The organism is Microbacterium sp. USTB-Y, assembly GCF_023703415.1.
In the GTDB taxonomy this organism is placed as follows: Bacteria; Actinomycetota; Actinomycetes; order Actinomycetales; family Microbacteriaceae; genus Microbacterium.
In genome coordinates this window covers 355,264-366,839 of the sequence record NZ_JAGMTU010000001.1, presented here as the reverse complement: position 1 = coordinate 366,839, position 11,576 = coordinate 355,264, and the positions used below count along the sequence as shown (strand labels likewise).

Genomic DNA, 11,576 nt, shown 5'->3' with positions numbered 1-11,576 from the left:
TCGTCTGGTTGCCCGCTCGCGGGCGGCACGCCCCGATAGCTCAGTGGCAGAGCACTTCCATGGTAAGGAAGGGGTCGTCAGTTCAATCCTGACTCGGGGCTCGCAGTATCCATCGGATGCCGTGCGGCAGGGTAGCTCAGTTGGTGAGAGCGCACGACTCATAATCGTGAGGTCGCGGGTTCAAGCCCCGCTCCTGCTACCGAATGAGACCCCCGGAATTCCGGGGGTTTTCTCGTATCCGCGGACTCGTGCCCCTCGGTGTCGTCGGACCTGCGGCGATGGAGCAACCGAGCCGCCCCGGGTTCAGCGGTGCGCCGTGACCACGAACGCCCGGATCGGCGTGCGGACCGGGCCGGTGCCGAAGCGCTGCTCGAGAAGCTCGGCCGTGATCGCCTCGATCCGATCGCTGACTTCGGGCCCGTACGGCTCGAGCTCGGCACGCAGGGGAGTGCCGTGGGGAATCGCGGCGGCTGCGGCCGCCGCCGATTCCGCCTCCCCGATCAGCTCCACCTCGTCGAGGGCGACGACGACGAGTCCGCCGGCTTCGGCGTCCGCGCGGATGGTCTCGGGATCGTGGTAGCCGTGGGCGACGCGCGTGATCACGTTCGGCGGTGCGTCAGGGAGCACCCGGCGATACGCCTCGTCGACGGCGAGCGCGACGGCGTTGGTCGCGATCGAGTCCCAGACCGAGAACAGGGAGATGCCGCTGGGGCGCAGCACGCGCCGCACCTGCGCGTGGGCGGCCGGTCGGTCCGGGAAGAACATGACGCCGAACTGGCAGACGACCAGGTCGAAGGACTCCGCGTCGAAGGGCAGTGCCTGGGCATCGGCGGCCTGCCAGGCGACGGGGCGGGCGCCCGCGGGGCGGGGCGCGCCGCGCCTTTCGGCGGCGGCGAGCATCCCGTCGTTGAGATCCGTCGCAATGAGTGTGCTCTCCGGCGGCAGCGCGGCGGCGAGCCCGCGGGTCACCACGCCGGTGCCCGCCGCGAGTTCCAGCACCGCGGACGGGGTGTGCGAGACCGCTCGCGCGACCAGGTCGTCGGCATAGGGCTGGAACACCAGGGGCACCATGAGCCGCTCGTAGGCATCGGGCACCCCGCCCCGGAACAGCCTCGCTGCGGCGTCGTCGGCCATGTGCACGCCCCCGTTCTGAGCACTGTTGTACGCCGCCGGCCTCGTGGTGTCCAGTGTGCGGGCGCCCCGGTTCGTCACCTTTTCTCGAGGGGCGACTCCTTCTGCGTGATGGCGGAGACACCCCGGTCCCCGCCACCTTCGGGGGAGAGAAGGAAGCACAGCATGGAAAAGCTCGTTTCAGAGCACAGCCCGTCCCAGGGCCTCTCGCGCCGTACGCTCGTCAAGAGCGCGGCGTGGTCGGTGCCCGTCCTGGCGTCGGCGGTCGCGGCGCCCATCTCGGCGGCCTCGACCGCCTGCACCAAGACGATCAGCACGACGACCGCGACGTACTCCCGGGCCAGCGCCACGGCGTCGCAGTTCACCTGGGCCAACCTCTTCGGCGACGGCAAGGACTTCACGCTGAGTCTCGCCGCCGCGCCGCACGGTGCCGCCAACATGACCATCAACCAGCCGAACAACCTGACGCTGTACACCCAGCAGCAGGGCGGCGACTCGCTGCCGAGCGTGCGTCTCTCCCTGGACACGGTCACCCTCGCCAATGCGAACGGGGGCGAGCAGGTCACGTTCTCCTTCGCGCTGGACGGGGACCCCTACACCGTTACGGACCTGTCGTACAAGATCAAGGACATCGACGGCGTCATGGCGAAGGACGGCCTCGGCGGCGCGGAACGGGTCTCCCTCTCCGTCGGCTCCGGGACGTACAACGCGGCATGGGTGCAGGGCAGCGGAACGAGTGCCAGCCCGTGGCGGCTCTCCACGAGCGCGCCGAGCGCCGAGGTCACCCCGGACAGCACCGCGGGGAACGTCGCGGTCACCACGGCGCTCCTGAGCTCCTTCACCCTCACCTACGACGCCAACAACTCGGGGCGCGTCGATCCGGCGAACCAGAACATCTGGATCGGACCGCTCACGTTCACCGTGTCGGGCACCTGCGTGCCGTGACATCGCTGTGTGCGGCTCGCGGATCGCGGGCCGCACACGGGCGCCCCCTGATCTGCACCTCCACCGCCGCACCGTCGCGCCGACCTGTGCGCGGAGACCGTGTCAGCCCGACCAGCTCTTCCCAGCCCAGGGGTCGTACTCGGCGAGCAGGGGCTCCTGCGGCGGTCGCCGCTCCTCGGGCACGTGCTGCAGGTTGACGCGCACGCGATACCAGAGCGAGCTCGATCCGCGCATGCCGTCGACCAGGACGTCCGCGGGATGCAGCAGCGCCGCTATCTCCGGGTGCGCCTCGCTCCAGCGCTCGAGTGCAGCGAGCGCCTCGGGCTTCGTCTTCGTGCGCGCGATCTCGATGAGCGGCATCGCGGAGACGCGTCGCCCGGATCCATCCGCGCCCCGGGGCGGCTTGTCGGCAGGCCCCAGCTCGTCGGCCAGCGCGAGCAGCGCAGTCAGCGAGCCGGCCGTCCGGTCGATGCCCTCGTGCGGGTCGCCGATCTCCGCGAACCGGGCGCGCACGGTCGGCACGGTGAACTCCTCCGGCCGGCGCAGTCGCACCTCGTCCCAGGCGAGCGGCGCGGACACGCGTGCGTCGGGCAGCGGACGCACCGAGTACGCCGAGGCGACGGTGCGGTCCTTCGCGTTCTGGTTGAAGTCGACGAAGACGCTCTCTCCGCGCTCCTCTTTCCACCAGCGCGCGGTCGCGAGGCCGGGCGCGCGGGCCTCGACCTCGCGCGCCAGCGTCTCGGCGGCGTGGCGCACCGTGGCGAAGTCCGACTCGGGCCGGATGCGGACGAGGATGTGCATGCCCCGGGAGCCGCTGGTCTTCGGCCAGCCGACGAGCCCGCAGTCGCCGAGCACCTCGCGCACGACCAACGCGGTGTCGACGATCTGCGACCATTCGACGCCGGGCATCGGATCCAGGTCGACGCGCAGCTCATCCGGATGGTCGAGGTCGTCCGCGCGCACCCCATGCGGATTGAGGTCGAGGCAGCCGAGGTTGACCACCCAGGCGAGTCCTGCGGCGTCTCTGAGGACGGCCTCCTCGGCGGATCCGCCCGACGCGTAGCGCAGCACCGCGGTGCCGATGTAGTCGGGGTGGGCGGGGACCCGCTTCTGGAAGAAGGGCTCGGCGGCGATCCCCTTCACGAACCGCTTGAGCACCATGGGGCGTCCGCCCGCACCGCGCAGCGCCCCCTCCGCGACTGCGAGGTAGTACTCGACGATGTCGAGCTTGGTGAGTCCGGCCTGCGGAAAGACCAGCTTGTCGGGATGCGACACGCGCACCTCGGCGCCGTCGACCTCGATGAACGTCTCGGCTCGCGCTGCCATGGGTCCACGGTAGTTCCTGCGGCGCGGTGCAGCGAGGGGAGCCGCGCACTCTTGCGACGGCACCCGGAGACCCGTAATGTACAACCAGTCAGTTGTATTTCATCTCCAGGAGGACCGCATGTCGGACAGCAGTGCAGCACGGACCGTCGTCACCCGCACCGTCGGAGAAGGGGATGACGCGATCACGTATGACGTCCACGGCGATCTGGCCGCGGCGACGGCGGAGCGTCCCGCGCTGTTCCTGTTCGGGGCGCCGATGGACGCGACGGGGTTCCAGATCCTGGCCGGGCACTTCGGCGATCGCCCGGTCGTGACCTATGACCCGCGTGGCGCTGGACGCAACCCGGTGGGCACCGCGGACATCACCGTCCAGCAGCACGCGGATGATCTGCACCGCGTCATCGCGGCGCTCGGCGTCGGTGCGGTCGACGCGTTCGGCACCAGCGGCGGAGGTGTGAACCTGCTGGCGCTGATCGCGGCGCACCCGGAAGACGTGCGCCTCGCGGTCGTGCACGAGCCGCCGGTTGCGGAGTTCCTGCCCGACCGCGACGCGGTGCTCGCGGTGACGGCCGACCTTAAGCGCACCTTCGCCGACCAGGGCACCGGTCCGGCGCTGGCGAAGTTCATCCAGTTCGTGATGCTCGACGGAGCCGTGCCGGACGGCTACCTGGACGGCCCCGCCCCGGACCCGGCGATGTTCGGCCTGCCGACGGAGGACGACGGCAGCCGGACGGATCCGCTCTTCCGCAACATGCCGGCGATCCTCTCGTACGTCCCCGAGGCGGAGGCCCTCCGGGCCCGGGGTGAGCGCCTCGTGATCGCCGCGGGTGTGGAATCGGGTGAGACGATGCCCGCGCGTGCGGCGCGTGCCGTCGCCGCGGTCGTCGGGATCCCGGCGGCGGAGTTCCCGAGCAACCACGGCGGGTTCACGGAGCAGCCGGGCTTCCCGAGCGATCCGGACGGCTTCGCCGCGCGCCTGCGGGACGTGCTGGACCCCCGGGCCTGACGGTCGACGCGGCGCGAGCGATCTGTGCGGCCGCACGCGCCGCGCGGGCGATCCGTCAGGATGCCTGGGGCAGGATCCGCAAGGCGACCAGCATCCGCGTCAGCGCGCCTTCGCGCCGGGCGGGGAGATGGAAATCCGGGTCGACGTCGATGAGCGGGTAGATCGCGGCACGGCGCTGAGTGGCGTCGCCGTGTGCCGGGCGGTGGTCCTGGGTGTCGGGGGTCTGCGGCATCATCGCCTCTTCTCTCGCGCTATATTCCGAATAGTGGAATTGATCTACCGGATAATGAAATCGTAGGATGATCTCGCCTCGGGGTCAAGAGTTTCCCGCCTTGATCCCACGGAATGCAGCGTCGGTTCCCAGCAGATTGACAGGAACCCGGTATTCTGGGCCGGCAATCCAGGGTGCGCCGGCCGGCGTGCGGGAATCTCCGCCCCCACCCTCGACCTGACAGAAAAGGCATTCGAAATGACTGGTATTGCTGGAAAGGCGCTCACGGAAGCGATCTCCACGTTCCTGTTCGTGTTCAGCATCATCGGCGCCGTCAACAGCGGCAGCCCGCTCACCCCCCTGGCGATCGGCCTCACGCTGATGGTGCTCGTGTACGCCGCGGGCCACATCTCCGGCGCGCACCTCAACCCCGCCGTCTCGTTCGGCGCCCTGATCCGCGGCGCCATCGGCGTCGGCGACTTCGTGGCCTACGTGGTCGCCCAGTTCGTCGGCGGCGCGCTCGCCGCCCTGGTGAGCTTCGCGGTTTGGCCGCACGCCGAGAAGGCAGTCAAGATCGAGCTCGGCGCCGCCTTCCTCGTCGAGGCGCTGGTCACCCTCGCGCTCGTCTGGGTCGTCCTGAACGTCGCGACCTCCAAGGACAACGAGAACAACTCCTTCTACGGCCTGGCCATCGGTGGAACGGTCTTCGTGGGCGCCACCGCGGTCGGCGGCATCTCGGGCGGCGGCTTCAACCCCGCCGTCGCGCTGGGTCTGTCCATCAGCGGCCAGTTCGACTGGGCGAACCTGTGGCTGTACATCGTGGCTCCGCTGGTCGGTGCCGCGGTCGCGGCCGTGCTGTTCCGCGTGCTGAGCAGCAACGACGCGAAGGCTGCGGCCTGACAGCTCCTCTTCCGGAACGCCCCGTGCTCGCTCGAGCACGGGGCGTTCCGTCGTTCCGGGCAGTCGTCATGCCGGATCCGGGGCTCGACCAGGCAGGATCCTTCCAACTCCAGAGGACGGATCCGCGGATGACGTCCTCTGAAAGTGCAGACATCCTGCGGAGGTGAGGGATTCGGGCTGGTGGACGGCAGGCGGCATGCGCCCGGTGGCCCCGCTCAGTGCGCGCGCAGGCCGTCGAAGATCACGCGCGTCACGTCGTCCACGAGCTCGTCGGGGGTCAGTGACGTGTGCGCGGGGCGGTACCACTCGATGATCGAGTTGATCATCCCGAACATGAGCCTCGTGGTCACCGAGGGGCGGATGTCGCTGCGCAGCTCGCCCTCGCGCTGTGCCTGCGCGACCAGGTGCGCGACGCGCTGATCGAACACGCGTCGGCGCTCGAGGGCGGCCCGCTCGATCTCGCTGTTGCCGTGCACGCGCAGCAGCAGCGTGACCTGCGGCAGTCTGCTGGTGAGCACGCGCACGGCGCCTTCGATCACGGCGACGAGCCGCGCCGCCGTGGTCTGCTCGCCCGAGAGGGCCTCTTCGAGCACGGCCTCCAGTCCGCCGAGAGCGTCGTCGAGCGCGATCTCGAGGATCTGCTCCTTGGAGGCGAAGTGGTGGTACAGCGCCGCCTTGCTCAGGCCCAGTTCCGCGGCCAGTGCGGAGACGCTGGTCGCGTCGTAGCCCTGTTCGTTGAACAGCCGCACCGCGATCTCCAGCACCTGGGCGCGGTCGTAGCCGGGGCGTCCACGGCGCGAGCGCGGAGCGGCGGCGTCGGCTGCCTCGGTGGTGCTCGCGGGCGGGTTGCTCATCGGGATCATTCTCTCCCATTCCTGCAGGGCCGCGGACTTGCCCGCGAGGGATCCGTCTGTCATTCTTTTACTGAACGATCGGTCGGGAAAGAACCCACGCCCCGACCCTGCACCCCGTCGATGACGACCCGGAGGACCAGCATGTCGGAGGCCTATCTCATCGACGGAGCGCGCACGCCGGTCGGCCGTTACGGAGGCGCTCTCGCGGGCGTCCGTCCCGACGATCTGGCCGCGCTCGTCGTCCGCGAGGCCGTCCGCCGCGCCGGCATCCCCGATGACGCGATCGACGAGGTGATCCTCGGATCCGCGAACCAGGCCGGCGAGGACAACCGCAACGTCGCGCGCATGGCCGTGCTGCTCGCCGGGCTGCCCGACACCCTCCCCGCGATCACCGTGAACCGGCTGTGCGCCTCCGGGATGTCCGCGGTGGCCCTCGCCGCACAGGCCATCCGCGCGGGTGACGCCGATCTGATGCTCGCCGGCGGCGTGGAGTCGATGACGCGCGCGCCGTGGGTGCAGGCCAAGCCCGAGCGTCCGTGGGCGAAGCCGGGGGAGGCGTTCGACACCTCGATCGGCTGGCGGTTCACGAACCCGCTCCTCGCCGCGCGTGACAAGGCCACCTTCTCCATGCCGGAGACCGCCGAGGAGGTCGCGCGCCTCGACGGCATCACCCGCGAAGACGCCGATGCCTTCGCACTGCGCAGCCATCAGCGGGCGATCGCCGCGATCGACGCCGGACGCCTCGCCGCCGAGATCGTGGCCGTCCCCACGCCCCGGGGCGGCAGCGTCGACACCGACGAAGGTCCGCGCCGCGACACCACGCTCGACGTGCTCGCCGGGCTGCGTCCGGTCGTGGCCGGCGGCAGCGTCGTGACCGCGGGCAATGCCTCGTCCCTCAACGACGGCGCCTCGGCGCTGGTGGTCGCCGGTTCCGCCGCGGTCGAGCGGCATGGGCTGACGCCCCGAGCCCGCATCGTCGCCTCGGCGTCGGCCGCGCTCGCCCCCGAGATCATGGGGCTCGGACCCGTGCCCGCGACCGAGAAGGCGCTCGCGAAGGCGGGGCTCACGGCGGCGGACCTCGGCGCGGTCGAGCTGAACGAGGCCTTCGCCACGCAGTCGCTCGCTTCGATGCGCCGCCTCGGACTCGACCCCGAGATCGTGAACGCGGACGGCGGTGCGATCGCGCTCGGCCACCCGCTGGGCTCCAGCGGCAGCCGGATCCTGCTCACGCTGCTCGGGCGGATGGAGCGCGAGGGCGCCCGGTACGGCCTGGCGACCATGTGCGTCGGCGTCGGGCAGGGCACCGCGATGATCGTGGAGCGGATGTGATGTCCGAAACGGCGGCAGGTCGGCGCCTGCGCATCGACCGCACGGCGGACCGGGTCACGGCGACCCTGGACCGGCCGGAGACCCGCAACGCGATCGACCAGACCATGATCGACGAGCTCCACGCCCTGTGCGCCGAGCTGGAACAGGAGCCGCGGATCCTGATCCTCATCGGATCGGGCGGGATCTTCGCCTCCGGGGCCGACATCGCGCAGTTGCGCGACCGTCGCGCGCAGGACGCGCGGGCCGGCATCAACACGACGGCGTTCCAGCGCATCCGGCGGCTGCCGATGCCGGTGATCGCCGCGGTCGACGGCTACGCCCTCGGCGGGGGCGCCGAGCTCGCCTATGCGGCGGACATCCGCATCGGCACCCCGGCCACGCGCATCGGCAATCCGGAGGCCGGGCTCGGCATCATCGCGGCGGCCGGCGCGACCTGGCGCCTTCCGCAGATCGTGGGCGAGGCGCGAGCGGCCGAGCTGCTGCTGACCGGACGACAGCTGAGCGCCACGGAGGCGCTCGCCTGGGGGCTGCTGTCGTCGCTGCACGAACCCGACGACCTCCTGGCCGCGGCGCACGCGATCGCGGATCGCATCGCCGCGAACGACCCGCTCGCCACCCGGCACACCAAGACGGCGCTGCTCGCCGCCCCGGACGCGCATCCGGCCATCGAGCTGGAGCTGCAGGCCGAGCTCTTCGAGAGCCCCGAGAAGCACCGGCGGATGACCGCCTTCCTGGAACGGAGGAGCCGCCGATGAGCGGACAGGATCCCACGACGACGGCCGGGGCCGTCGTGCCCGAGCGCGTCGGCGTCCTCGGCGGCGGGCGGATGGGCGCCGGCATCGCGCACGCCTTCCTCCTCGCCGGATCCCAGGTGGTCGTGGTCGAACGGGACGAGACGGCAGCGGGCGCGGCGGGGGAGCGGATCCGCACCAGCCTGCGGCGCTCCGTGGAGCGCGGCAGCACCGAGCGCCCGATCGCCGCGCTGGAGGGTGCCCTGGAGACGAGCACCGATGCGGGCGTGTTCGCCGACGCCGGGCTCGTCATCGAGGCGGTGCCCGAAGACAGGGCTCTCAAGGTCGAGAGCCTGCACCGGATCGAGGCCGTGGTGGCGCGCACCGCCGCGATCGCCTCGAACACGTCCTCGATCTCGATCGACGACCTCGGCGCGGAGCTCGCGCATCCCGAGCGTTTCCTCGGCCTGCACTTCTTCAACCCCGTCCCCGCCTCGGCGCTCGTCGAGGTGGTCGTCGGCGGCTCCACCGATCAGGAGCTCGTCGACGACGCCCGCGGCTGGGTCGCGGCGCTCGGCAAGACGGCGGTCGTGGTGGCCGACGCACCGGGCTTCGCATCGAGCCGGCTCGGCGTCGCGATCGCGCTGGAGGCGATCCGGATGCTCGAGGAGGGCGTCGCCACCGCGACGGACATCGATGCGGCGATGGAGCTCGGCTACCGGCATCCCACCGGTCCGCTGCGCACGACCGACATCGTCGGGCTCGACGTGCGCCTCGGGATCGCCGAGGAGCTGGAGGCCAAGCTCGGCGCGCGGTTCGCGCCGCCGCAGCTGCTGCGCGACCTGGTCGCCGACGGACACCTGGGCCGCAAGACCGGCCGCGGATTCTACGAATGGAGCGAGTGATGACCGAGCTGCTGCCCAGCTACCTGCAGGGATCCTGGTGGACCTCCGCCTCGGAGGGCGGGACGGTCGTGCGCGACGCCTCGACGGGCGAGGAGATCGTCCGGGTCGACTCCACGGGCATCGACCTCGCCGGCGCGGTGGACTACGCGCGCACCGTCGGCCAGGCGAGCCTCGGCGCGCTCACCTTCCACCAGCGCGCGATGCTGCTCAAGCAGATGGCCATGGTGCTCACGGAGCACAAGGAGGAGCTGTACGAGCTCTCCAAGCGCAGCGGATCCACGGTCCGCGACTCCTACGCCGATGTCGACGGGGGCATCGGCGTGCTGTTCACCTATTCGTCGAAGGGGCGTCGTGAGCTTCCGAACGCGAAGGTGCTCCTGGACGGGCCTGTCGAGCCGCTCTCGAAGGACGGATCCTTCCTGGGTCGCCACGTCTACACCCGCCTGCCCGGCGTCGCCGTGCAGATCAACGCCTTCAACTTCCCGATGTGGGGCGCGCTGGAGAAGTTCGCCCCGGCATTCCTCGCCGGAGTGCCCTCGATCGTGAAGCCCGCGACGCCGACCGGCTACGTCGCGGAGGCGTGGGTGCGGATCCTCGTCGATTCCGGGCTGCTGCCGGACGGATCCCTGCAGCTCGTCAGCGGATCCCTCCCGGGGATCTTCGAGCTGCTCCGCCTCGGCGACCTCGTCGCCTTCACCGGCAGCGCCTCGACCGCGGCGGGGCTGCGCGCCCAGACCGCCGACGGCGTGCGCTTCACGAGCGAGACCGACTCGATCAACGCCTCGGTGCTCGGCCCCGACGCGACGCCCGACACCCCGGAGTTCGACGCCTACGTGAAGCAGCTCATGATCGAGCTCACGACGAAGGCGGGCCAGAAGTGCACCGCGATCCGCCGGGCGATCGTGCCGGCGCCGCTCGTGGAACCGCTCGTCGCGGCCCTGCAGGCGAAGATCGCCGAGCGCGTCGTGATCGGCGACCCGCACGCGGAGTCCGTCACGATGGGCCCGCTCGTCTCGACCGCGCAGCGCGACGAGGTGCTGCGCCAGGTCGCCGCCCTGCAGGCCGCCGGCGGCGAGCTGCTGATGGGGTCGACGGACGCGCCGTCCGTGGTGCACGCCGACAGCAGCACCGGGCCCGCGCCCGAGGGAGCCTTCGTGGCTCCGATGCTCGTCGGCTTCGCGGACACGACCGCCCCCGCCGTGCACGAGGTCGAGGCGTTCGGCCCGGTCTCGAGCGTGCTCGGGTACTCGACCGTCGCCGAGGCCGCCGAACTCGTCGGGCGCGGCGGGGGATCGCTCGTCACCTCGGTCGCGACGAAGGATCCCGCTGTCGCGACCGAGCTGCTCACCCGCATCGCGGCGTACAACGGCCGCGTGCTCTTCCTGAACCGCGACGACGCGCGCACCTCGACCGGGCACGGCTCGCCCGTACCGCACCTCGTGCACGGCGGTCCGGGGCGGGCCGGCGGCGGCGAGGAACTCGGCGGCATGCGCGCGGTCCGGCACTTCATGCAGCGCACCGCGATCCAGGGCACCCCGGAGATCCTCACCGCGATCACGGGCGTCTGGCACACCGGCGCCGGCACCGACCGCGCCGTGCATCCGTTCCGCAAGTCGCTGGCCGAGTTGCGGCTCGGCGACCAGGTGGAGTCGGGGCTGCGCGCACTTTCACTCGAGGACATCGAGGCGTTCGCGTACTCGACCGGTGACACGTTCTACGCGCACATGGACGAGGAGGCCGCCGAGGCGAACCCGTTCTTCGGCGGGAGAGTCGCGCACGGATACCTGCTGGTGTCGTGGGCGGCCGGGCTCTTCGTCTCGCCCGAGCCGGGGCCCGTGCTCGCGAACTACGGCCTGGAGAACCTGCGGTTCGTCACTCCGGTGAAGCCCGGCGACGCGATCCGGGTGACGCTCACGGCCAAGCAGATCACCCCGCGCGAGACGGACGAGTACGGCGAGGTGCGCTGGGACGCGGTGATCCACAACCAGCGCGACGAGGTCGTGGCGACCTACGACGTGCTGACCCTCGTCGAGAAGGAGCTGACTCCCGCCTGACGGGCGGGCGCTGCTCCCTGGGGTCGTTGAGCGAGGACGGCGGAGCCGCCCGTTCTCTTCCCGGGGCCGTTGAGCGAGGACGGCGGAGCCGCCTGTTCTCTTCCTGGGGTCGTTGAGCGAGGACGGCGGAGCCGCCCGAGACGAAACGCGGTGCCTTTGCGAGTGACCGCGTTTCGTCTCGCTC

Annotated in this window: 11 protein-coding genes and 2 tRNA genes; 9 read left to right on the top strand and 4 right to left on the bottom strand. The window is 71.2% G+C overall.

Translation table 11 applies throughout. From position 1 onward, the window contains the following. Nucleotides 1-29 precede the first annotated feature (29 nt). Nucleotides 30-101: transfer RNA gene (locus J8G10_RS01660), tRNA-Thr, on the top strand. A 24-nt stretch (nucleotides 102-125) separates the two neighbouring features. Continuing rightward, a tRNA-Met gene (locus J8G10_RS01655) sits at nucleotides 126-199 on the top strand. A 104-nt stretch (nucleotides 200-303) separates the two neighbouring features. Here the strand turns inward: J8G10_RS01655 and J8G10_RS01650 are convergent. Further along, nucleotides 304-1,212, bottom strand: coding sequence for a methyltransferase domain-containing protein (locus J8G10_RS01650; RefSeq protein ID WP_251438739.1), 909 nt, complete (start codon nucleotides 1,210-1,212; stop codon nucleotides 304-306). Nucleotides 1,213-1,296: 84 nt separating this feature from the next. On the opposite strand from J8G10_RS01650, the gene J8G10_RS01645 reads away from it, so the two are divergent. Further along, the gene (locus J8G10_RS01645; protein WP_251438738.1) at nucleotides 1,297-2,076 is read left to right on the top strand and encodes a hypothetical protein; all 780 of its coding nucleotides are present in this window, start codon (nucleotides 1,297-1,299) and stop codon (nucleotides 2,074-2,076) included. Between the two features lie 102 nt (nucleotides 2,077-2,178). On the opposite strand, the gene J8G10_RS01640 is transcribed toward J8G10_RS01645, so the two are convergent. Continuing rightward, nucleotides 2,179-3,402, bottom strand: coding sequence for a DNA polymerase domain-containing protein (locus tag J8G10_RS01640; protein ID WP_251438737.1), 1,224 nt, complete (start codon nucleotides 3,400-3,402; stop codon nucleotides 2,179-2,181). A gap of 118 nt (nucleotides 3,403-3,520) precedes the next feature. On the opposite strand from J8G10_RS01640, the gene J8G10_RS01635 reads away from it, so the two are divergent. Beyond that, nucleotides 3,521-4,408: an alpha/beta fold hydrolase gene (locus tag J8G10_RS01635; RefSeq protein ID WP_251438736.1), complete on the top strand. Its 888-nt coding sequence runs from the start codon at nucleotides 3,521-3,523 to the stop codon at nucleotides 4,406-4,408. A 55-nt stretch (nucleotides 4,409-4,463) separates the two neighbouring features. On the opposite strand, the gene J8G10_RS01630 is transcribed toward J8G10_RS01635, so the two are convergent. Beyond that, a complete protein-coding gene (locus J8G10_RS01630) occupies nucleotides 4,464-4,643 on the bottom strand; it encodes a hypothetical protein (RefSeq protein WP_251438735.1) in 180 nt (59 codons plus the stop codon). A gap of 234 nt (nucleotides 4,644-4,877) precedes the next feature. Here J8G10_RS01630 and J8G10_RS01625 point away from each other — a divergent pair, with 234 nt between their 5' ends. Beyond that, a complete protein-coding gene (locus tag J8G10_RS01625) occupies nucleotides 4,878-5,519 on the top strand; it encodes an MIP/aquaporin family protein (protein ID WP_251438734.1) in 642 nt (213 codons plus the stop codon). Between the two features lie 215 nt (nucleotides 5,520-5,734). Here the strand turns inward: J8G10_RS01625 and J8G10_RS01620 are convergent, their stop codons facing one another. After that, nucleotides 5,735-6,373, bottom strand: coding sequence for a TetR/AcrR family transcriptional regulator (locus tag J8G10_RS01620; protein ID WP_251438733.1), 639 nt, complete (start codon nucleotides 6,371-6,373; stop codon nucleotides 5,735-5,737). Between the two features lie 141 nt (nucleotides 6,374-6,514). On the opposite strand from J8G10_RS01620, the gene J8G10_RS01615 reads away from it, so the two are divergent. Genes J8G10_RS01615 through paaZ form a run of 4 tightly spaced genes read left to right on the top strand, consistent with a single transcriptional unit; the run spans nucleotide 6,515 to nucleotide 11,392 of the window. Further along, on the top strand, nucleotides 6,515-7,702 hold the full coding sequence (locus J8G10_RS01615) for an acetyl-CoA C-acyltransferase (protein ID WP_251438732.1): 1,188 nt from the start codon (nucleotides 6,515-6,517) through the stop codon (nucleotides 7,700-7,702). Continuing rightward, a complete protein-coding gene (locus J8G10_RS01610; RefSeq protein WP_251438731.1) occupies nucleotides 7,702-8,457 on the top strand; it encodes an enoyl-CoA hydratase/isomerase family protein in 756 nt (251 codons plus the stop codon). Before J8G10_RS01615 ends, J8G10_RS01610 begins: the two co-directional genes overlap by 1 nt. Next, nucleotides 8,454-9,338: a 3-hydroxyacyl-CoA dehydrogenase family protein gene (locus tag J8G10_RS01605; RefSeq protein ID WP_251438730.1), complete on the top strand. Its 885-nt coding sequence runs from the start codon at nucleotides 8,454-8,456 to the stop codon at nucleotides 9,336-9,338. The genes J8G10_RS01610 and J8G10_RS01605 overlap by 4 nt, the downstream gene beginning before the upstream one ends. Then, nucleotides 9,338-11,392, top strand: coding sequence for a phenylacetic acid degradation bifunctional protein PaaZ (gene paaZ, locus J8G10_RS01600; protein WP_251438729.1), 2,055 nt, complete (start codon nucleotides 9,338-9,340; stop codon nucleotides 11,390-11,392). The genes J8G10_RS01605 and paaZ overlap by 1 nt, the downstream gene beginning before the upstream one ends. The last annotated feature ends 184 nt before the right edge of the window (nucleotides 11,393-11,576 follow it).

Bases quoted from the DNA above. Each gene is read 5' to 3' on its own strand.
- J8G10_RS01645 (WP_251438738.1), top strand. From the start codon at position 1,297: ATGGAAAAGCTCGTTTCAGAGCACAGCCCGTCCCAGGGCCTCTCGCGC.
- J8G10_RS01640 (WP_251438737.1), bottom strand. From the start codon at position 3,402: ATGGCAGCGCGAGCCGAGACGTTCATCGAGGTCGACGGCGCCGAGGTG.
- J8G10_RS01635 (WP_251438736.1), top strand. From the start codon at position 3,521: ATGTCGGACAGCAGTGCAGCACGGACCGTCGTCACCCGCACCGTCGGA.
- J8G10_RS01630 (WP_251438735.1), bottom strand. From the start codon at position 4,643: ATGATGCCGCAGACCCCCGACACCCAGGACCACCGCCCGGCACACGGC.
- J8G10_RS01625 (WP_251438734.1), top strand. From the start codon at position 4,878: ATGACTGGTATTGCTGGAAAGGCGCTCACGGAAGCGATCTCCACGTTC.
- J8G10_RS01620 (WP_251438733.1), bottom strand. From the start codon at position 6,373: ATGAGCAACCCGCCCGCGAGCACCACCGAGGCAGCCGACGCCGCCGCT.
- J8G10_RS01615 (WP_251438732.1), top strand. From the start codon at position 6,515: ATGTCGGAGGCCTATCTCATCGACGGAGCGCGCACGCCGGTCGGCCGT.
- J8G10_RS01610 (WP_251438731.1), top strand. From the start codon at position 7,702: ATGTCCGAAACGGCGGCAGGTCGGCGCCTGCGCATCGACCGCACGGCG.
- J8G10_RS01605 (WP_251438730.1), top strand. From the start codon at position 8,454: ATGAGCGGACAGGATCCCACGACGACGGCCGGGGCCGTCGTGCCCGAG.
- paaZ (WP_251438729.1), top strand. From the start codon at position 9,338: ATGACCGAGCTGCTGCCCAGCTACCTGCAGGGATCCTGGTGGACCTCC.